Raw genomic sequence first — 22021 nt, forward strand, 5'->3', positions numbered from 1 at the left:
AAATAAGCCTCTCTGATAAAATCCCTCTCGTAAGTGTTATTTTTCGTTATTTGCTGTGATCTTTTTCTGCCGCTTTCGCTGTTTTTGACCATTTGGTCAAAAATAACAGTATCCTGCTGGCTGTTTCGCTTTTTTGCCGTCTGGCAAACGATTATTCCGCCGAGTTTTCCTCTCTTTTTACCGCTTATGCGCGGTTTCACGTTCAGAAGGCAGATAATAGTAAAAAAAATTCCGGCTCAGGGTAGACAAGTACCAGGTCGATCATTAGAATGCGCGCAATTTGCCAAAAATCGACAATTCAGGCGGTTTTTGCATTGATTCAGGCCACTATTTTGAATTAATATGCAGATATTGTGACTGTTTATTCCCTGGAGGATGTTTTGATTAAGTCAGCGCTCTTGGTTCTGGAAGACGGAACCCAATTCCACGGTCGGGCCATCGGGGCAACAGGGTCGGCAGTGGGGGAAGTCGTTTTCAACACCTCAATGACCGGTTATCAAGAAATCCTCACTGATCCCTCCTATTCCCGCCAAATCGTCACTCTCACTTATCCTCATATCGGCAATGTCGGTGCCAATACCGCCGACGAAGAATCCAGTCAGATTCACGCTCAGGGCCTGGTTATTCGCGACCTGCCGCTGATTGCCAGCAATTTCCGCAGTGAAGAGGGCTTATCCGCCTATCTGCAGCGCAATAACATTGTGGCGATTGCCGATATTGATACCCGTAAGCTGACTCGCTTACTGCGCGAGAAAGGGGCGCAAAACGGCTGCATCATCGCCGGTGACAACCCGGATGCAGCGCTGGCGCTGCAAAAAGCCCAGGCGTTCCCGGGTCTGAAAGGCATGGATCTGGCGAAAGAAGTCAGCACGGCCGAAACCTACAGCTGGCAGCAGGGCAGCTGGCAGCTGGAAGGAGGACTGCCAGAGCAGTCATCAGCCGATGCGCTGCCTTACCATGTGGTCGCCTACGACTACGGTGCCAAGCGCAATATTCTGCGGATGCTGGTGGATCGCGGCTGTCGCCTGACGGTAGTGCCGGCTCAGACGTCTGCGGAAGAAGTGCTGAAGCTGAACCCGGATGGCATTTTCCTCTCCAACGGTCCCGGTGACCCGGAGCCGTGTGACTATGCGATCACCGCCATTCAGGCATTTCTGAACACCGATATCCCGCTGTTTGGTATCTGCCTCGGCCACCAGTTGCTGGCGCTGGCCAGCGGTGCAAAGACCGTCAAGATGAAGCTGGGCCACCACGGTGGTAACCATCCGGTGAAAGATCTCGATAACAACCGCGTGATGATTACCGCGCAGAACCACGGATTCGCGGTTGATGAAACCGATCTGCCGACTAATCTGCGTGTGACCCACATTTCACTGTTTGATAAGACCGTGCAGGGCATTCACCGCACTGACAAGCCGGCTTTCAGTTTCCAGGGCCACCCTGAAGCCAGTCCTGGACCGGGCGATGCCGCGCCGTTGTTTGACCACTTTATTGAATTGATTGACGCATTCCGTTCGAAAGCGAAGTAATCAGGAGCTAATCATGCCAAAACGTACAGACATAAAATCCATCCTGATTCTTGGCGCCGGTCCGATTGTGATCGGCCAGGCCTGCGAATTTGACTATTCCGGTGCGCAGGCGTGTAAGGCGCTGCGTGAAGAGGGTTACCGCGTCATTCTGGTCAACTCCAACCCGGCGACCATTATGACTGACCCGGAAATGGCCGATGCGACCTACATCGAACCGATTCACTGGGAAGTGGTCCGTAAAATCATCGAAAAAGAGCGTCCGGATGCGGTACTGCCGACTATGGGCGGCCAGACGGCGCTGAACTGTGCGCTGGAACTGGAACGTCAGGGCGTGCTGGCAGAGTTTGGCGTCACCATGATTGGTGCCACTGCCGATGCGATTGATAAGGCCGAAGACCGTCGCCGTTTTGACGTCGCGATGAAAAGCATCGGGCTGGATACTGCCCGTTCAGGCATCGCGCACACCATGGAAGAAGCGCTGGCAGTGGCTGAAGATGTCGGCTTCCCGTGCATTATCCGTCCTTCGTTCACCATGGGCGGCACCGGTGGCGGTATCGCGTATAACCGCGAAGAGTTTGAAGAGATTTGCGAACGCGGTCTCGACCTCTCTCCAACCAATGAGCTGTTGATCGATGAGTCGCTGATTGGCTGGAAAGAGTATGAGATGGAAGTGGTGCGCGATAAGAATGACAACTGCATCATCGTCTGCTCGATCGAAAACTTTGATGCGATGGGCATTCACACCGGTGACTCGATCACGGTAGCGCCTGCCCAGACGCTGACCGATAAAGAGTACCAGATCATGCGTAACGCCTCGCTGGCGGTGCTGCGTGAAATCGGCGTCGAAACCGGTGGCTCCAACGTGCAGTTCTCAGTCAACCCGAAAAACGGCCGGCTGATTGTGATCGAGATGAACCCGCGCGTCTCGCGTTCTTCCGCGCTGGCCTCGAAAGCCACCGGCTTCCCGATTGCCAAAGTGGCGGCCAAACTGGCGGTCGGCTTTACCCTCGACGAACTGATGAACGACATCACCGGTGGCTTAACGCCAGCGTCGTTTGAGCCATCGATTGACTACGTTGTCACCAAGATCCCACGTTTCAACTTCGAAAAATTTGCCGGCGCTAACGATCGCCTGACCACCCAGATGAAATCGGTGGGTGAAGTGATGGCGATTGGCCGCACTTTCCAGGAGTCGATGCAGAAAGCACTGCGTGGTCTGGAAGTGGGTGCCAACGGCTTCGACCCGAAAGTTCATCTCGACGACCCGGAAGCGCTGACCCGCATCCGTCGCGAACTGAAAGATGCCGGTTCCGACCGCATCTGGTACATCGCTGATGCGTTCCGCGCTGGCATGTCCGTCGACGGCGTGTTCAACCTGACCAACATTGACCGCTGGTTCCTGGTGCAGATTGAAGAGCTGGTGCGGCTGGAAGAGCAGGTCGCACGCGAAGGGGTGAACAGCCTCGACTATACGTTCCTGCGTGCCCTGAAGCGTAAAGGCTTTGCCGATGCACGTCTGGCGACGCTGGCCGGTGTGGCCGAAAGCGAAATTCGTAAGCTGCGTCAGCAGTTCAACCTGCATCCGGTTTACAAGCGCGTTGATACCTGCGCCGCAGAATTCGCGACCGACACCGCCTACATGTACTCCACTTATGAAGAAGAGTGCGAAGCGAATCCGAACCGGGACCGTGAAAAAATCATGGTGCTGGGTGGCGGGCCTAACCGTATCGGCCAGGGCATCGAGTTCGACTACTGCTGCGTTCACGCGGCGCTGGCGCTGCGTGAAGACGGTTACGAGACCATTATGGTCAACTGTAACCCGGAAACCGTGTCGACCGACTACGACACCTCTGATCGCCTCTACTTCGAACCGGTCACGCTGGAAGATGTGCTGGAGATTGTGCGCATTGAGCAGCCGAAAGGCGTCATCGTCCAGTATGGCGGTCAGACGCCGCTGAAACTGGCACGTGCACTGGAAGCGGCCGGCGTGCCGGTTATCGGCACCAGCCCGGACTCGATTGACCGTGCTGAAGACCGTGAACGTTTCCAGCAGGCAGTCGATCGCCTGAACCTTAAGCAGCCGGCTAACGCCACGGTAGCGACGCTGGAGCAGGCGGTTGAGAAAGCTGCCGGCCTGGGTTATCCGCTGGTGGTGCGTCCTTCGTATGTGCTCGGCGGTCGCGCGATGGAGATTGTCTACGACGAAATCGACCTCAAGCGCTACTTCCAGACGGCAGTTTCGGTCTCTAACGATGCGCCGGTACTGCTGGATCGCTTCCTTGATGACGCGGTAGAAGTTGATGTCGATGCGATTTGCGACGGTGAGCGGGTGCTGATTGGCGGCATCATGGAACACATTGAGCAGGCTGGCGTGCATTCCGGCGACTCCGCCTGTTCGCTGCCCGCCTACACCCTGAATCAGGAGATTCAGAATGTGATGCGTCAGCAGGTTGAGAAGCTGGCGTTTGAACTCAACGTACGTGGTCTGATGAACGTGCAGTTCGCGGTCAAAGACAACGAAGTTTACCTGATTGAAGTCAACCCGCGTGCGGCCCGTACCGTACCGTTCGTCTCCAAAGCGACCGGTGTGCCGCTGGCAAAAGTAGCGGCGCGCGTGATGGCCGGCAAAACGCTGGCCGAGCAGGGCGTGACCGAAGAGGTGATCCCACCTTACTACTCGGTGAAAGAAGTGGTGTTGCCGTTCAACAAGTTCCAGGGCGTCGACCCGATTCTTGGCCCGGAAATGCGCTCTACCGGTGAAGTGATGGGTGTCGGCCGGACCTTCGCTGAAGCCTTTGCCAAAGCGATGCTCGGTGCGCAGAGCAACATGAAGAAGTCAGGCCGTGCGCTGCTGTCGGTACGTGAAGGCGATAAGAAACGTATCGTCGACCTAGCGGCCAAGCTGCAGAAGTTTGGTTTCGAACTGGATGCGACTCACGGTACGGCGGTGGTGCTGGGTGAAGCGGGCATCAATCCGCGCCTGGTCAACAAAGTGCATGAAGGGCGTCCGCACATTCAGGATCGTCTGAAGAATGGCGAATATACCTACATCGTCAATACCACCGCGGGACGTCAGGCGATTGAAGATTCGAAGCTGATTCGCCGCAGCGCACTGCAGTATAAAGTGCACTATGACACCACGCTGAACGGCGGATTCGCCACGGCGATGGCGCTGAATGCTGATCCAACCGAGCAGGTTATCTCGGTGCAGGAAATGCACGCGCAAATCAAAGCGAAATAATCGTCGCAACGGCTCCTTCGGGGGCCGTTTTTTTTGGCATTCGCTGGCCCTGAATCGCGTATCAGAAACAGACGCATTTGAATTAAAGCTGCTGATTTGGCTTAATTTTTTAGCTTTCGGTGCGAATAACGCCGTTTCGCACATTTTTATAAATGAAACACTTCCTGTACAGATTTTTCATCAGTACTATGCCTGCCGCTCATTACCAGAGCGGCTTCAGGACATAAATAAAATGAAAATGCGTACTTTTTCTCTGAGTGCAGTGGCTGCACTGATGGCAATGCTTCCTTTCGCCAGCCAGGCGGAAATCACCCTGTTAAAACAGGACCCGCAGGCGGGCGATCCGCTTAGCCGGCTGAACTTTACCGTGGGCGGCAGTATTCGTGCCCAGGTTAATCACCAGACTGGCGTGAACGACAAATCTTACAAGCGCGACGGCTTTGACGGCGGTACCCGTTTCCGTTTTGGCGCTGACTATTATCTGTTTGATGATGTCAGCTGGATCAGCTACTACGAGCTGGGCGTCAACGTACCCGCCGTGTTCGACTGGGATCGCCACTACGCAGATGGCGCGAATAACACCACCCGTCGCCAGCTTTACACCGGCCTGAAAAGCAAGACCTGGGGCCAGCTGACCTTTGGCCAGCAGAACAGCGTTTATTACGATACGGTCGGCGCTAAAACCGATATCTGGGATTACGACATGATTGGCCAGGCACCGGGCAACGGAATCAACGGTGACTATGACGGATCTTACCGTTCGCGTAAGCAGCTGAAGTATAAAAACACCTTCGGCGATGTCGATCTCTACGCTTCTTATCTGTTCGAGGATAACGAATACCTGCCGGGTAACGGCCTGCGCTACAAGCGCAAAGGCGGCGGCTCGCTGGGGCTGGATTATCACATTACCGACGATCTTAGCTGGGGCACGGCGTGGAACTATACGCATGCGGCGATGCGTAACCCGGACAACGGCGACAGCAAAGATTATGACCAGAACATTCTGGGTACCGCACTGAGCTGGACACCAGGCAACTGGACCCTGTCAGCAGGCGGTGGCTGGTATCAGAACTTCATGACCACCAAGCGCAAAGATGTGCATGACTACTTTGCTGGCGACGCGTGGGGCATTGAGTACTTTGCCGGTTATAAAGTCCCGGTGGCGCAATATGGTCTGAAAGCGGTGCAGCCTTACGTGATGGGTGACCGTATCGAATATGCTAACGGCCGTAACTACCAGCGCATCGATAACGGACTGGGCGTGACGCTGTTCCTCGACTACGGTTTCCGCGTCGATTACGAACACGTCTTCACCTCCAGCACCGATAACCTCGGTGATATGAATCTGGTGCGTCTGCGCTACGATTTCTGATTACGCTGACGGCTCCTGCGGGAGCCGTTTTTATTTGTCTCTCTTCCTTTTGTACCAGCATAAGCCGGATCTCTGGCGTGCTGCGGCCAGCCATCGTCATTGCACGGTGAAAAACTCTGCCTCAGCGCAAAAAAGCGGTGGCAAAAAAGCTTTACTCAAATAGACCTTTCTCGCTATCGACGAAAGTTTCGCCTTTACGTATGATGGCGCCAATTTTTTCCAGTGAGTGGTTAACATGATTAGTCTTATCGCGGCATTAGCAGCAGATCGCATTATTGGTATGGAGAACGCCATGCCGTGGGACCTGCCTGCAGATTTGGCGTGGTTTAAGCGCAATACGCTGAAAAAGCCGGTGATTATGGGCCGGCTGACCTTTGAATCTATTGGTCGTCCGCTGCCGGGCCGGCTGAACATCGTGGTCAGCAGCAAGCCGGGTAGCGCCGAAGGCGTCACCTGGGTCACCTCGCTGGATGCGGCGTTGCAGGCCGCCGGTGATGCTGAAGAGGTTATGGTGATTGGTGGTGGCCGGATTTATGAGCAGATGCTGCCGCGTGCCGACCGTCTCTATCTGACCCACATTGATGCAGAAGTGGAGGGTGATACTCAGTTCCCGGACTACGAGCCGGACGAGTGGCAGTCGACCTTCAGCGAATTTCATGACGCTGATGCACAGAACTCACACAGCTACTGTTTTGAGATCCTCGATCGCCGCCGTTAAGCCCGATCGCAATAAAAAAACGCCCTGCATATTGCAGGGCGTTTTTGTTTGTCGGGTCAGCCGGCGGATTGCTGAGAGATAACCTCATCCGGCAACGGTTGCTGGCGATTGGAAGGCTGCACATAGTAGCGCTGGCTTTCCCAGTGCAGCAGGGTCAGCGTGCCACCCCAGCAGCAGCCGGTATCCAGGCCAATAATTCCTTCTGGCGTGCCTTTGCCTTCCAGCGAGGCCCAGTGACCGAACACAATGGTATAGTCGCGCGCCACCGGTCCTTCGATGTTGAACCACGGCTTTAACGGCGGCAGTGCCGACTCCGGCGCATCCTTGCAGATCATATCCAGCTGACCATTCGGGAAGCAGTAACGCATCCGGGTAAGAGCATTGGTGCTGAAGCGCAGGCGGGCCAGCCCGGTAAGATCGTCGCTCCAGTTGTTCGGCATATCGCCATACATCGCATCCAGGAACAGCGGATAGCTGTCACTGGCGAGCACTGCTTCCACTTCACGCGCACACTTTTGCGCGGTTTCGATATCCCACTGCGGCGTAATACCGGCATGGCCCATCACCAGCTTGTGCTCTTCATCGACCTGTAACAGCGGCTGACGCCGCAGCCAGTTGATCAGCTCATCCGCATCGTCCGCTTCCAGCAGTGGCGTCAGGCGATCTTTAGGCTTGTTACGGCTGATACCTGCGTAGACCGCCAGCAGATGCAGATCGTGATTGCCCAGCACCAGCCGCACCGCATCGCCCAGTGATTTCACGTAGCGCAGCACCTCAAGCGAACCCGGGCCGCGCGCCACCAGATCGCCGGTCAGCCACAGAGTATCCTGCTGAGGATTGAAATCGACCTGCTGCAGCAGCGCACGTAATTCGTCGTAGCACCCGTGAACGTCGCCAATCAGGTATGTGCTCATAGACTTTTATCCAGTATGAAAATTTGCCCGACGAAGCGGGCAACAGGCGTGCAAATCAATGAATGTGAGTTTGAATTGCAAGGCGGAAAACCGGGATTTCGACCTGAAAGGTTTCACCCTGTTCGTCGATCATCACATAGTGTCCCTGCATGGTGCCCATCGGGGTTTCAATCACTGCACCGCTGGTGTACTGAAATTCATTGCCGGCTGCGATATGCGGCTGTTCGCCGACCACGCCTTCGCCCTGAACTTCGGTTTCCCGGCCGTTACCATTGGTAATCAGCCAGTAGCGTCCCAGCAGTTGCACCGGTGAACGGCCGAGGTTGCGAATGGTAATGGTATAGGCGAAGACGTAACGCTCGTCATCCGGTGAGGATTGCGAGGCGACGTACTGGCTTTGCACATGAACCGAGACGCGGGCCGTTTCACTCATCACTTACTCCTGCGATTTTCCCAGATGGTTCGCCAGCCAGTTTGCCAGCTGACAATATTGCGCGACCGAAACGTTTTCAGCCCGCAGGGTTGGATCAATCGACAACTCTTCCAGCGCACCGGCGGTCACCATGTGACTCAGGCTATTGCGCAGCGTTTTACGACGCTGACCAAATGCTTCAGTGGTCACGCGGCTCAGGATACGCACGTCGCTGACCGGATGTGGCGGCTCGGCAAACGGCACCAGGCGTACCACGGCAGAATCAACTTTCGGCGGCGGCGTGAACGAGTGCGGAGGAACTTCCAGCACCGGAATCACCTGACAGTAATATTGCGCCATCACCGTCAGACGGCCGTAGGCTTTGCTACCCGGACCGGCGACCAGACGGTTGACCACTTCTTTTTGCAGCATGAAGTGCATGTCTTTGATCGAACCAGTATAGCTGAAAAGATGAAACATCAGCGGGGTCGAAATGTTGTACGGCAGGTTGCCAAATACGCGCAGCGGCTGGCCTCTTTCCTGCGCCAGCGCGGCGAAGTCGAAGGTCATGGCATCCTGCTGGAAAATGGTCAGCTTTGGTCCGAGGAACGGATGGGTTTGCAGGCGCGCAGCGAGATCGCGGTCCAGTTCCACCACCGTTAAGCTGTCGAGGCGTTCGCCCACCGGCTCGGTTAAGGCACCCAGGCCAGGACCGATCTCCACCAGCGCTTCATCGCGCTGCGGGTGGATTGCGGAGACAATGCTGTCGATAATGTACTGATCGTTCAGGAAGTTCTGCCCGAAACGTTTACGGGCGTAGTGCCCCTGATGGACGCGATTATTCATTACTGCTCTTGATCATAGTGATGGCGAGGTTAAGCGCCGTGATGAAGCTGCCCGGCTCAGCCTGACCCAGTCCGGCGAGTTCAAGCGCGGTACCGTGGTCAACTGAAGTCCGGATAAAGGGCAGGCCAAGGGTGATATTTACCGCCCGGCCAAACCCCTGAAATTTTAGCACCGGCAGGCCCTGATCGTGATACATCGCCAGCACCGCATCCGCATGTTGCAGATATTTGGGCTGGAACAGCGTATCCGCCGGTAGCGGGCCGGTTAACTGAATACCCTGCTGACGCAGTTCATTCAGCGCCGGGATGATAACGTCGATCTCTTCCCGACCCATGTGGCCGCTTTCGCCCGCATGCGGATTAAGACCGCAAACGTAAATATGCGGCTCGGCAATGGCGAATTTTTGCTGCAAATCGTGATGCAAAATGGTGATGACTTCATGCAGGCACTCGCGCGTCACCGCGGCAGAGACCTCTTTCAGCGGCAAATGGGTGGTGGCCAGCGCCACCCGCAGCGCTTCGGTTGCCAGCATCATCACGACCCGATGGCCGCCTGCGCGATCGGCGAAGAACTCGGTATGACCGGTGAAGGCGATACCGGCATCGTTGATCACGCCTTTATGCACCGGGCCGGTAATCAGGGCGGCAAACTCACCGCTCAGACAACCGTCACAGGCGCGCGCCAGCGTGGTCAGCACATAATCGCTGTTGGCCACGCAGAGTTCGCCTGGCGTAACCGGCTGTGCGGTATCGACCGGCAGGATGGTCAGCGTGCCGGCCTGCTGCGGCTGTGCCGCTACGCCAGGCTGGTAAGTCCGCAGCGTCAGCGGCAGGCCAAGCTGCGCTGCGCGCTGCTGCAGTAGCGCCGGCGAGGCGCACACCACCAGTTCAACTGGCCAGTCCTGCTGGGCCAGTTGCACCGTCAGATCGGGACCAATCCCGGCGGGTTCGCCGGGCGTGATCACCACTCGGGCATTACTTTGCATTGTTATCCAGAATCTTCACGTAGGCGCTGGCGCGTTGTTCCTGCATCCAGGTCTGCGCTTCTTCAGCAAACTTACGGTTGAACAACATGCGATAGGCACGCTCTTTCTGGGCCGCATCGGTTTTATCCACCTGACGGGTATCCAGCAGCTGGATTAAATGCCAGCCGAAAGAGGAGTGAACCGGCTGGCTGGTCTGGCCTTTTTGCAGGCGCAGCAGCGCATCACGGAACGCCGGATCAAAGGCTTCCGGAGAGGTCCAGCCGAGATCGCCGCCCTGGTTAGCTGAGCCGGGATCGTCAGAGTACTGTTTGGCGGCGGCGGCGAAGGTGGTTTTCCCGCTGCGGATATCGGCAGCAATCTGCTCTAACTGCGCACGTGCCTGGTTATCAGTCATAATTGGCGACGGCTTCAGCAGGATGTGACGGGCATGCACTTCGGTGACCGAGACGTTTTTGCTCTCACCGCGCAGATCGTTCACCTTCAGAATGTGGAAGCCGACACCGGAGCGAACCGGACCGACGATATCGCCTTTTTTCGCGGTTGCCAGTGCCTGCGCAAACAGGGTAGGTAACTCTTCGATTTTGCCCCAGCCCATGTTGCCGCCTTTCAGCGCCTGTGAGTCAGCCGAGTAGGTGACCGCCATTTTGCCGAAGTCTGCGCCGTTTTTCAGTTCACCCACCAGCTGTTTGGCCAGGGTTTCCTGCTCATCGACCTGCTGCTGCGTCGGGTTCTCTGGCAGCGGCAGCAGGATATGGCTGACGTTCAGCTCGGTACCCTGGCTATTCTGGGAGGCGATCTGCGTTGACAGCGTATCCACTTCCTGCGGCAGGATGGTGACGCGACGGCGCACTTCGTTGTTACGCACTTCCGCAATCAGCATCTCTTTACGGATCTGCGAGCGATAAGTGCTGTAGTTCATGCCGTCGTACGCCAGGCGGCTACGCAGCTGATCAAGGCTCATGTGGTTCTGCGCAGCGATGTTCTGAATGGCCTGATCCAGCTGCTGATCGCTGATCTCAACACCCGCTTTTTCGCCCATCTGCAGAATGATGTTGTCCATGATCTGACGTTCCAGAATCTGGTGGCGCAACGTTTTGTCATCTGGCAACTGCTGACCTGCCTGCTGGGCCTGAGATTTGACGGTGCTCATCATACCGTCCACGTCGCTCTCAAGAACCACGCCGTTATTGACCACGGCTGCAACTTTATCAACCACTTGTGGTGCTGCGAACGCGGTGTTGGCACTCATCGCCACACCAAGAATCAGCATTCTCCAGTTCTTCATACTTTATCCATTGTTGGTTCCGCACTGCGGGATTGCCTGTCAAACATCACAACATCAGAAAGCGCGCTGGTAAGGAATGATGCCCTGACGCAGCATTTGGTTGGTGCCTAAGCCATAGTTGGAACTCAGACCACGCAGCTCAATGTTGAATGAGATTTGGTTGTCATACTTACTGTCGTTGTTTTCCCAACCGTTAATTTTGCGCTCGTAGCCCAGGCGAATCGCGTAACAGCATGAGCTGTATTGCAGACCAACCAGTTGCGATGCCGGACGCGTGTTGCGGGTATCGTAGTAGTAAGCCCCTACCACAGACCATGCATCCGCGATCGGCCAGCTGGCCGTGGTGCCGACCTGAGAAATCCCGTTTTTGAAGATCGGGTTATTCACCAGCGTACTGTCATTCAGTGCGGTCGCCACGTATTCCGGGCTGCTGTAGCGGTAGCTCAGCTGCACCATACGATCGGCGTCACGACGGTATTCCAGGACGGCATTTCCCTGGGAGACGTTATCGAGTTTGGTATCATACTGAATCCCACCCCGAACGCCCCAACGATCGCTTACTTTCCAGTATGTATCGCCAGCCCAGATCAGGCTGCCGGTATCATCTTCTTCACTGGTCTGATTAACGCCAGTGCGTGAAGGGGTAAACGAGTAGATTTGACCCACGGAAACGTTAAAACGTTCAACCAGATCGGCATCATAAATACGTGAGGTCACACCGGTGGCCACTTCATTGGCCGAGGCGATGCGATCCAGACCACTATAAGTGCGGTCGCGGAACAGACCGGTGTAGTCGGTTTGCAGCTGGGTCGAGTCGTACGGATAGATGTTGCTCTGATCGCGATACGGGATATAGAGGTACTGCACCCGCGGTTCCAGCGTCTGGGTATAGCCCGCCGCCGAACTCATGTCGCGGTCAAACACCATCCGGCCATCGACTTTAAATTGCGGCAGGGTGCGGTTTACAGACTCATCAAGCGCGCCACTCTTGCCGTTCACGCCCGCGAAATTGTTGTTGTAGTACTCGACGTCAGTCTGCTGATAATGGGTCGCCAGCAGTTTCGCTTCGGTATCCAGGCTGGCCCAGCCATTGGAGAGCGGCAGGTTAAGCGTCGGTTCAACATGCAAACGGGTCGCTTCAGGATAACGATCGCTGACGTTAGTGAATTTCACCGCCTGGGCATAGATGCGGCCGTCAAACGGACCGATATCGTTCTGATAGAAATTCAGGTCCAGCTGCGGCATCGCACGGTAGACATTGCTGCTGCTGGTGTCGCCAAACACCTGGAAGTCTTTAGTCGAGAGCGTGGCGTCCCAGTTGGACTCCGCGTAGCCAATGCTGAATTTCTGCGTGGCGTAGTTGTCGGTTGAACTGTAGTACTTCGAGTCGAGATCGTTGAAGTAGTACTTATCGCTGACCTTGGTGTAATCCGCACTGAAGCGCCAGTTTTTGTCATACACGCCGGCATGACGCCAGTAGAATAACCAGCGATCGGAGCTGTCATTCTCTGAGATGCCACGCACCGCTTTGTCGTTATCGTACTGTTTGTCCGAGCCCAGATAGTCGAATTCGACCAGGCCCGCGCCTGCCACCGTCAGATAACGGAATTCGTTTTCGAACTGCATGCCGCGCTTGCTCATGTAGTGCGGCGTAATGGTGGCATCGGCCTGAGGCGCAATGTTCCAGTAATAGGGCAGCACGAACTCAAAGCCGTTGTTGCTGCCATATTTTGCATTCGGGATCAGGAAACCAGAGCGACGACGATCGCCGATCGGTAACTGCAGATAGGGGCTATAGAACACCGGTACCGAACCGAGTTTGAAGCGGGCATTCCAGATTTCCGCCACTTCTTCTTCCCGATCCTGGATCACTTCCGATCCCACCACGCTCCAGCTGTTCGAGCCCGGCAGGCAGGAAGTAAAGCTGCCGTTTTCCAGAATGGTGTAGCGGTTGTTGCCGCGCAGCTTCATCTGGTCGGCGTTACCGCGTCCCTGACGATCCACCATCTGGTAGTCGCCATTCCAGACGTTGGTATCTTTGCTGTTGAGGTTTGACCAGGCTTTCGGACCTTTCAGGATGACCTGATTGTCGTCGTAGTGCACATTACCGAGGGCATCGACGGTACGCACCGGCGTAGTCTGGCCCTCCTGCTGACGCTGATGAAGTTGTACTTCATCAGCCTGCATCCGGCTGTTGCCCTGTTCAATATTCACATTGCCGGTGAAGACCGCATCGTTAGGGTAATTCCCTTTTGCGGCGTCGGAGTGAATGGTCACCGGCAGCTGGTTAGTGTCGCCACTGACCAGCGGGCGGTTATAACTCGGCACGCCTAACATACACTGCGACATTAAATCGTCGGCAAAGGCTTGCTGGCTAATGGCTGAGCCGATCAGAGTGGCCAGCAGGGTAGGTATATGTTTTTTCATACGCGGTATCGAGAATTCCATGAAAACTGGCATCATGCCGACAATCGGGTCAGAGACTAACTTACTGCCCGGCGTTGTGCCAGTGTTAATCCTTTTCTGTCCGCGTTGCCGTTAGGCGCTGAGATAAATGACAGGTATGATAATGCAATTTTCAGCCGCAAGCATGGCGAATTGAGGAGTTTATGCGCTACTGGGGAAAAGTTGTGGGTCTGGCACTGGGTTTACTTTCCGGCGCAGGCTTTTGGGGTATTGTGATCGGTTTGATCATTGGCCATATGATTGACAAAGTTCGCGGCGCACAAGGCAAGGCTTACTTCTCAAATAATCAAACCCGACAGACGCTGTTTTTCAGCACCACCTTTCAGGTGATGGGCCATCTGACCAAGTCAAAAGGGCGCGTCACCGAAGCGGATATCCAGATTGCCTCGCTGTTAATGGAGCGGATGCAGCTGCACGGGGAGTCACGTACCGCTGCTCAGCGGGCGTTTCGCGAGGGTAAACAGGCCGATTATCCGCTGCGCAGCAAACTGCGTGAATTGCGTAGCGCCTGTTTCGGCCGCTTTGACCTGATTCGGATGTTCCTTGAGATTCAGATTCAGGCCGCCTTCGCGGACGGTTCGCTGCATCCTAATGAGCGCCAGGTGCTGTATGTGATTGCGGAAGAGCTGGGAATTTCACGCGGTCAGTTCGATCAGTTCCTGCGGATGATGGAAGGCGGTCAGCAATTTGGCGGCGGCCAGCGTTCTGCGGGCGGTTTCCAGCAGGCGCGACGCGGACCGACGCTGGAAGATGCCTGTAGCGTGCTGGGCGTGAAGAGCAGCGATGACGCCACCACCATCAAACGCGCTTACCGTAAATTGATGAGTGAACACCATCCGGATAAGCTGGTGGCGAAAGGCCTGCCGCCGGAGATGATGGAGATGGCCAAGCAGAAAGCGCAGGAAATTCAGGCCGCTTATGACCTGATCCGCAAAGAAAAAGGCTTTAAATAAATCCAGGTTACCGTGACGTTTTGCCCTGGGGCAGACGTCACGGGCGCAAGGTCAGACTGAGATTAAAAGTCGGCGGGCTGACGGAAGGTCATGGCGTTACCGAATGCGGGATGGGTAATCGTCAGTGACTCGGCGTGCAGCAACAGGCGCGGCGCCATCGCTTTAGCCTCAGGATGAGCATAAAAATTGTCGCCCAGAATCGGATGGCCCAGCGCCAGCATGTGTACCCGCAGCTGGTGTGAACGGCCGGTAATCGGTTTGAGCGATACGCGTGCGCTGTTATCAGCCCGGTACTCCAGCACCTGATATTCGGTCTGCGCGGCTTTGCCGGTCTCGAAGCAGACTTTTTGCTTTGGACGGTTTGGCCAGTCACAAATCAGCGGCAAATCAACCACTCCCTTCTCCGCGGCCGGATAGCCCCAGACGCAGGCCACATAGGTCTTTGCGGGTTCACGCTCACGAAACTGCCGTTTCAGCTCGCGTTCTGCGGCTTTGTTCAGTGCCACCACAATCACGCCGCTGGTGGCCATATCCAGCCGGTGCACCGATTCCGCCTGCGGGTAATCACGCTGGATGCGTGTCATCACGCTATCTTTATGTTCGTCCAGCCGGCCGGGCACCGAAAGCAGGCCGCTGGGTTTGTTAACCACCATGATGTGCGCATCCTGATAGAGAATGTGCAGCCAGGGTTCACGCGGTGGATTGTAGGGTTCCATGGTTCTTTCCAAAAATAAGGGGCCTGCGGCTGAGATTGTTTACAAAGTCTGGCCCGATTAGCTGTGATAGCGTGCCAGCGCAGGAAACACGGGCAGATCGGAAAGACGCAAAAGCTGTCATCCCTGACAGGCCCGGCCCGCACCATTTATGGCGCGGGACGCTTTCCTTTCCCTGCATCCTGAGTTTCTCAGTTGCGGCCAGATTCATCCCGGCCCCTGAGCTTACTGGTGAGTCACCACAATCAGGCGCAGCGCGTCGAGACGCCAGTTAGCCTGATCGAGACTTTCCAGCACCTGCTGACGGTTACTTTCCAGCGCCTCAATTTCATCCTCACGGATGTTCGGATTAACCGCTTTCAGCGCGTCAAGACGGGCCAGTTCCGCCCCCAGCTTCTCGTTCGCCTCGGCACGGGCAGCATCAATCACTGCGCGCGCTTCGCTGACCACTTTCTCTTCACCCTGGGTCAGAATGGCATGCACATCCTGCTGTACCGCGTTAACCAGCTTGCTGCCGGTGTGACGATTGACGGCATTCAGCTGACGGTTAAAGCTTTCGAACTCCACCTTGCCCGCAAGGTTAGTGCCGTTACGGTCCAGCAGCAGACGAATGGGCGTCGGCGGCAGGAAGCGGGTCAGCTGCAAATGCTTCGGTGCCTGCGCTTCGACCACGTAGATCAGTTCGACCAGCAGCGTACCGACCGGTAGCGCCTTGTTCTTCAGCAGCGAGATAGCGCTGCTGCCGGTGTCGCCCGACAGGATCAGATCGAGACCGTTACGGATCAGCGGATGTTCCCAGGTAATGAACTGGGTATCTTCGCGTGACAGCGCCTGGTCGCGGTTAAAGGTGATGGTACAGCCATCTTCCGGCAGGCCGGGAAAATCGGGCACCAGCATGTGATCGGACGGCGTCAGCACGATCAGGTTATCGCTGCGATCTTCCTGATTGATACCGACGATATCAAACAGGTTGAGCGCGAAGTTCACCAGACCGGTATCGTTGTCCTGCTCGCCGATGGCGTTAGCCAGCGCCTGAGCAGCGTCGCCGCCGTTGGAGTTCAGCTCCAGCAGGCGATCGCGTCCCTGTTCCAGCTGCAGTTTCAGGGCATCGTGTTGCTTACGGCAGTCAGTGATAAAGGCATCGAAGCCGTCACTGTTTTCTGGTGCGGCCAGATAGTCGATCAGCTGTGAATGCACGCTGTCATAAATGGTCCGGCCGGTCGGGCAGGTATGTTCAAACGCATCCAGCCCTTCGTGATACCAGCGCAGTAACACCGCCTGCGCGGTCTTCTCCAGCCACGGCACCAGAATCTGGATATCGTGCGCCTGACCGATACGATCAAGACGCCCGATACGCTGCTCCAGCAGATCCGGGTTGAACGGCAGATCAAACATCACCAGACGGCTGGCAAACTGGAAGTTACGGCCTTCAGAACCAATCTCCGAGCAGAGCAGCACCTGAGCGCCGTTCTCTTCTGAGGCGAACCACGCGGCGGCACGGTCACGTTCAATGATCGACAGACCTTCATGGAACACCGCCGCCCGGATACCTTCGCGCTCACGCAGCACCTGCTCCAGCTGGAGTGCGGTGGCGGCTTTGGCGCAGATCACCAGTACTTTCTCTTTGCGGTTGCTGGTGAGATAACCCATCAGCCACTCCACGCGCGGATCGAAGTTCCACCAGGTGCCGCTGTCGCCTTCAAATTCCTGATAAATCTGTTCCGGATAGAGCAGGTCACGCGCGCGTTCTTCTGCGCTTTTGCGGGCACCCATAATGCCGGAGACTTTAATCGCGGTCTGATACTGCGCCGGCAGCGGCAGACGAATCTGGTGCAGTTCGCGTTTCGGGAAGCCTTTGACGCCGTTACGGGTGTTACGGAACAGCACACGGCTGGTGCCGTGGCGATCCATCAGCATTGAAATCAGTTCCTGGCGCGCGTCCTGCTTGCCGTCGCGATCGCTGTTAGCAACCTGCAGCAGCGGTTCAATGTCCTGCTCGCCGACCAGATCGTTAATCCGGTTCATCTCATCCTGTGAGATTGGCTGGTCAGCCAGCAGCGAGGTCACCGCATCGGCGATCGGGCGGAAATGCTGCTGTTCTTCAACAAAAGCGGCAAAGTCGTGGAAGCGGTTAGGATCGAGCAGGCGCAGGCGGGCGAAGTGACTCTCCATGCCCAGCTGTTCCGGGGTCGCGGTCAGCAGCAGTACCCCGGCGGTTTTTTCCGCCAACTGTTCAATCACCTGATATTCACGGCTCGGCTGGCCTTCTGACCATGCCAGATGATGCGCTTCATCCACCACCAGCAGATCCCACTCGGCATCGGCCAGCAGCTCAAGACGCTGCTTGTTACGGCGCACAAAGTCGAGCGAACAGATAATTAACTGTTCGGTTTCAAACGGGTTATCGCTGTCGTGCTGGGCTTCGGTATAGCGATCGTCATCAAACAGCGCGAAACGCAGGTTGAAACGGCGCAGCATCTCGACCAGCCACTGATGCTGCAGGGTCTCCGGCACCACGATTAACACGCGGTCGGCACGTCCGGCCAGCAGCTGCTGCTGTATGATCATCCCGGCTTCAATGGTTTTCCCGAGACCGACTTCATCCGCCAGCAGCACGCGTGGCGCGTGGCGACGGCCCACATCATGGGCGATATGCAGCTGATGCGGGATCAGGTTGGTGCGCATACCGCGCAAGCCGCTGATCGGCAGACGATATTGCTCACTCTGGTATTTGCGGGCGCGGAAACGCAGGGCGAAACGATCCATCCGGTCGAGCTGGCCGGCAAACAGGCGATCCTGCGGCTTGCTGAAGACCAGCTTGCTGTCGAGCATCACTTCGCGCAGCATCACGTCGCTTTCATCGGTATCAAGACGCGTGCCGATATAGGTCATCAGGTCATTTTCGTTGCGTACTTCATCGACGCGCATCTGCCAGCCTTCATGACTGGTGATGGTGTCACCCGGATTGAAGATGACGCGGGTAACAGGCGAATCGTTGCGGGCGTAGAGGCGGTTTTCCCCGGTGGCCGGGAACAGCAGGGTGATCATGCGGGTATCGACCGCCACCACCGTGCCCAGTCCCAGTTCACTTTCCGTATCACTAATCCAGCGCTGACCTAATGTAAAAACCATATATTTTTAGCTCGAATTTTTAACGTTTTTGAAGGTGCTCCCGGATACTCAGGCAATAGCATTTCATCCAAACGAAAAGGTCTGGAGAGTCTCTCTTAGCGCGGTGAGTTTCAGGAAGGGCGCTATGGTACTGGATGGCAGGGCATTCGTCACCTGTCAAAAAAGACCCAACTGCCCGGTAATCAGTGTAGCAAAATCCCCTCCGACGAAGGGTAAAATGCCGTCGGCAACCGGTTGTAACTGCTTACTGACGTAGTGATCATAATCCAGCGGCGTGGTGCGAGCCTCCAGCGGCTCCGGGCCAGCCGTCGCCATCACGTAACGAATCCGGCCCCCCTTCTGGTACTGCAACGGCCGGTTTAATTTGCGATTCTGCTCATCCGCCAGCCGGGCGGCGCGCACGTGCGGCGGCACATTTCGTTCATACTCTATCAGCGGACGGCGCAGACGTTTCTTATAAATCAGCTGATCGTCGAGTTCGCCGGCCAGCAGCTGCGCTACGGTGGTGCGAATATAGTCCTGCCACGGCTCACGGCGAAAAATACGGCTGTAGAGCTGCTGCTGAAACTGCTGTGCCAGCGGCGTCCAGTCGGTGCGAACGGATTCCAGTCCCTTAAACACCATACGTTCGCCCGCCGCTTCACGGATCAGTCCGGCATAGCGTTTTTTACTGCCCTGTTCGGCGCCACGGATGGTGGGCATCAGGAAACGGCAGAAGTGATTTTCATACTCCAGCTCCAGTGCGCTGGTCAGCCCCTGAGTCTGCTGCAGATGGTCACGCCACCAGGCGTTTACTTTTTGCGTCAGCTGCTGACCAATCGCGGCGGCGTCCTGCTCGCTGTGGGCGGATTTCAGCCAGACGAAGGTCGAGTCAGTATCGCCGTAAATCACATCGTAGCCTTCTTCCTCAATCAGCGTGCGGGTCTGCTGCATAATGGCATGGCCACGCAGGGTAATCGAAGAGGCGAGCCGTGGATCGAAAAAGCGGCAGGCGCTGGTGCCGAGCACGCCATAAAAGGCGTTCATGATAATCTTCAGCGCCTGCGACAGCGGCTGGTTGCCCTGCTGTTTGGCGGCTTCGCGGCCCAGCCAGATCTGCTCAACGATGGCGGGCAGGCAGTGGGTATGACGGGAAAAGCGCGCTTCGCGAAAGCCGGCCACCGAATCAGCATCGTCAGGATGCGCCAGCCCTTCCACCAGGCCAACCGGATCGATCAGAAAGGTACGGATAATCGACGGATAGAGGCTTTTGTAATCCAGCACCAGCACCGAGTCGTAGAGTCCCGGACGCGAATCCATCACGTAACCGCCGGGACTGGCTTCCGGGGCCACATCGCCGAGGTTCGGCGCGACAAATCCGCTGCGGTGCATCCGCGGAATATAGAGATGGCTGAATGCCGCGACGGAGCCGCCGTGACGATCGACCGCCAGGCCATTCACCGCCGCACGCTCCAGCAGAAACGGCATAATCGCCGTTTTGTGGAAAATCCGGGTGACCAGCTCGCAGTCTTTCAGGTTATAGCGCGCCAGAGCCGGTTTATCATTGGCGAAGCGCCAGTTGATCTCATCCATGCGCTGCCACGGGTTATCGATCGCCTTGCCTTCTCCCAACAGTTGCTGCGACACCGATTCCAGACTGAATGACGGGAAATCCCAGAAGGCGGATTTCAGCGCATCGATGCCGTCAATGATCAGCCGGCCGCTGAGTTGGGCGAAAAATATGCCGGGCTTAAAGCCGTGCTCACGCCACTCCAGCGTCGTCTGCTGACGGCCCAGACGCAGCGGAATAGCGTAGCGATCGGCATGTTTCTGCAATACCCGCAGATCAAACTGCACCACGTTCCAGCCAATGATCACATCGGGGTCGTGCTGCGCGAACCACTGGTTCAGCGCCTCAAGCAGCTGCGGCCGCGTCTCCAGATAGATCAGCTCAAAATCGAGCGCGCTGGCATCGCCGTTGGGCGGACCCAGCATATAGACCTGGCGCTGGCCGCAACCCTCCAGCCCGATGCAGTAAAGCTCGCCATGTTGGGTGGTTTCAATGTCCAGCGAAACCCACTTGAGCGGCGGCCGATAATCGGGATGCGGTTTCAGCCGGGCATTTACCACGCTGTCGCCCTGCGGCTCGCCGTCAAACCAGACCGGCGCGGTAATAAAGCGCTCCATCAGGTAGCGCTCGGGCGGGCGGATATCGGCTTCATAGATCGGGATGCCCTGTTCGCGCAGCAGCTTTTCGATGCGTTGCAGCTGGCGATTCTGCCGGCAGTAGATCCCGGCTACCGGGCGCTGGCGGAAATCTTTCAGTTCAAGCGGCTGGATGCGCAGCTGACGCTCATCTTTCAGCAGCTCACTGACCTGAGACTGAAACTCACGCGGAATAAACGCGACCGACTCCTGAGCCGGCAGCACCACGCGCTGGGCACCCTGATCGGTGGCGAGCCAGAGAACAATTTCACTGCCTTGCGGGGTGTCGCGCCAGTGGCGGGTAAGCAGAAAACCTGCGCGGGGCCTATTCACATCGTCTCCAGACTCAGGATTTTTGAACGGTGATAAAACCCGCTCAGTATAACATGGATATTTATACAGTTCCCGCGGTTGGCTTTTGTCAATATTGTCCTACAATTCTTGCCTTGACGCTGTGCGGCTGGCTCAGGACAATCCAGCCTTCTGCTTTTTCTAAGGAAGTTTATGGAAGCCTGGGTTCAACACCTGTTTACGCAGTCGCTGGAGTGGGCGCTGTTTGCGGTTGCGCTGGTCACTTTTCTGGAATCTCTGGCGCTGGTCGGGCTGTTGCTGCCGGGAACCGTGCTGATGGCGAGTCTGGGCGCGCTGGTCGGGAGCGGACAAATTGGTCTCTATCCGGCCTGGGCGGCCGGGTTTGCCGGTTGCCTGATTGGCGACTGGGTCTCTTACGGTATCGGCTGGAAATTTCAGGGACCGCTGCATCGCTGGAAGTATCTGCAAAAGTACAAAGGGCTGCTGGATAAAACCGAACATGCGCTGCATCAGCACAGTATGTTTACCATTCTGGTCGGACGCTTTGTCGGCCCGACGCGCCCGCTGATCCCACTGGCGGCCGGTATGCTGGAATTGCCGGTACGTAAATTCCTGCCGCCGAATCTGATTGGCTGCCTGCTGTGGCCACCGCTCTATCTGCTGCCCGGCATTCTGGCTGGTGTGGCAGTCGATGTGCCCGAGGCGGCGCAGGGCGGTAACTTTAAGTGGCTGCTGCTGACGGCAGCGATAGTGGTGTGGCTGGGCGGCTGGTTAGGCTGGCGCTGGTGGCGCAGCGGCAAGAGTCAGGATTGGGCGACCGCCTGGCTGCCGCCGGAACGACTGCGCTGGCTGGGACCGCTGGGGCTGGTGATCGCCATCGCCGCCCTGGTCGGCATTCAGTTCCATCCGATGATGCCGATTTTCCGTCATCTGCTGTGGCAGGTCTTTTTCGAATAATC

At 56.6% G+C, this 22021-nt stretch carries 15 protein-coding genes; 6 read left to right on the top strand and 9 right to left on the bottom strand.

Features of this window, described 5'->3' with window-relative positions; all coding sequences use genetic code 11:
- Positions 1-380: 380 nt before the first annotated feature.
- The 4 genes from carA to folA all read left to right on the top strand — a co-directional run bounded on the left by carA (position 381) and on the right by folA (position 6860).
- A complete protein-coding gene (carA, locus tag AABB92_RS15375; protein WP_046289183.1) occupies positions 381-1529 on the top strand; it encodes a glutamine-hydrolyzing carbamoyl-phosphate synthase small subunit in 1149 nt (382 codons plus the stop codon).
- A 13-nt stretch (positions 1530-1542) separates the two neighbouring features.
- Positions 1543-4770, top strand: coding sequence for a carbamoyl-phosphate synthase large subunit (gene carB, locus AABB92_RS15380; RefSeq protein WP_031376005.1), 3228 nt, complete (start codon positions 1543-1545; stop codon positions 4768-4770).
- Positions 4771-5008: 238 nt separating this feature from the next.
- On the top strand, positions 5009-6142 hold the full coding sequence (locus tag AABB92_RS15385) for a porin (protein ID WP_407719896.1): 1134 nt from the start codon (positions 5009-5011) through the stop codon (positions 6140-6142).
- Between the two features lie 235 nt (positions 6143-6377).
- On the top strand, positions 6378-6860 hold the full coding sequence (gene folA, locus AABB92_RS15390; RefSeq protein ID WP_031376003.1) for a type 3 dihydrofolate reductase: 483 nt from the start codon (positions 6378-6380) through the stop codon (positions 6858-6860).
- 56 nt (positions 6861-6916) lie between these two features.
- Here folA and apaH read toward each other — a convergent pair whose 3' ends face one another.
- Genes apaH through lptD form a run of 6 tightly spaced genes read right to left on the bottom strand, consistent with a single transcriptional unit; the run spans position 6917 to position 13729 of the window.
- The gene (gene apaH / locus AABB92_RS15395) at positions 6917-7774 is read right to left on the bottom strand and encodes a bis(5'-nucleosyl)-tetraphosphatase (symmetrical) ApaH (protein WP_031376002.1); all 858 of its coding nucleotides are present in this window, start codon (positions 7772-7774) and stop codon (positions 6917-6919) included.
- A gap of 55 nt (positions 7775-7829) precedes the next feature.
- Positions 7830-8207 carry a Co2+/Mg2+ efflux protein ApaG gene (gene apaG, locus AABB92_RS15400; protein ID WP_031376001.1) on the bottom strand — a complete coding sequence of 126 codons (378 nt, stop codon included), beginning with the start codon at positions 8205-8207 and terminating at the stop codon, positions 7830-7832.
- A gap of 3 nt (positions 8208-8210) precedes the next feature.
- Positions 8211-9032 carry a 16S rRNA (adenine(1518)-N(6)/adenine(1519)-N(6))-dimethyltransferase RsmA gene (gene rsmA / locus AABB92_RS15405; protein WP_031376000.1) on the bottom strand — a complete coding sequence of 274 codons (822 nt, stop codon included), beginning with the start codon at positions 9030-9032 and terminating at the stop codon, positions 8211-8213.
- Complete coding sequence (gene pdxA, locus AABB92_RS15410; RefSeq protein WP_031375999.1) at positions 9025-10017, bottom strand: 4-hydroxythreonine-4-phosphate dehydrogenase PdxA; 993 nt, start codon at positions 10015-10017, stop codon at positions 9025-9027. The genes rsmA and pdxA overlap by 8 nt, the downstream gene beginning before the upstream one ends.
- Complete coding sequence (gene surA, locus AABB92_RS15415) at positions 10007-11302, bottom strand: peptidylprolyl isomerase SurA (RefSeq protein ID WP_031375998.1); 1296 nt, start codon at positions 11300-11302, stop codon at positions 10007-10009. Before surA ends, pdxA begins: the two co-directional genes overlap by 11 nt.
- Positions 11303-11356: 54 nt before the next feature.
- Positions 11357-13729 (bottom strand): LPS assembly protein LptD, encoded by a 2373-nt coding sequence (gene lptD, locus AABB92_RS15420; RefSeq protein WP_046289184.1) that lies wholly within the window; start codon positions 13727-13729, stop codon positions 11357-11359.
- A 182-nt stretch (positions 13730-13911) separates the two neighbouring features.
- On the opposite strand from lptD, the gene djlA reads away from it, so the two are divergent.
- Positions 13912-14721, top strand: a complete 810-nt coding sequence (gene djlA, locus AABB92_RS15425; protein ID WP_031375996.1) for a co-chaperone DjlA — start codon at positions 13912-13914, stop codon at positions 14719-14721.
- Positions 14722-14783: 62 nt separating this feature from the next.
- On the opposite strand, the gene rluA is transcribed toward djlA, so the two are convergent.
- From rluA to polB, 3 genes are all read right to left on the bottom strand, one after another.
- Positions 14784-15437 carry a bifunctional tRNA pseudouridine(32) synthase/23S rRNA pseudouridine(746) synthase RluA gene (rluA, locus tag AABB92_RS15430; RefSeq protein WP_031375995.1) on the bottom strand — a complete coding sequence of 218 codons (654 nt, stop codon included), beginning with the start codon at positions 15435-15437 and terminating at the stop codon, positions 14784-14786.
- A 222-nt stretch (positions 15438-15659) separates the two neighbouring features.
- Entirely contained in the window at positions 15660-18566 is a 2907-nt protein-coding gene (gene rapA / locus AABB92_RS15435) for an RNA polymerase-associated protein RapA (RefSeq protein WP_031375994.1), read from the bottom strand.
- A 156-nt stretch (positions 18567-18722) separates the two neighbouring features.
- Positions 18723-21083, bottom strand: a complete 2361-nt coding sequence (gene polB, locus AABB92_RS15440) for a DNA polymerase II (RefSeq protein ID WP_031375993.1) — start codon at positions 21081-21083, stop codon at positions 18723-18725.
- A 171-nt stretch (positions 21084-21254) separates the two neighbouring features.
- Here polB and AABB92_RS15445 point away from each other — a divergent pair, with 171 nt between their 5' ends.
- On the top strand, positions 21255-22019 hold the full coding sequence (locus tag AABB92_RS15445) for a DedA family protein (RefSeq protein WP_031375992.1): 765 nt from the start codon (positions 21255-21257) through the stop codon (positions 22017-22019).
- Positions 22020-22021: the final 2 nt, after the last annotated feature.

Origin of the sequence: Pantoea brenneri, assembly GCF_038594305.1 — a bacterium.
Taxonomy (GTDB): Bacteria; Pseudomonadota; Gammaproteobacteria; order Enterobacterales; family Enterobacteriaceae; genus Pantoea; species Pantoea brenneri.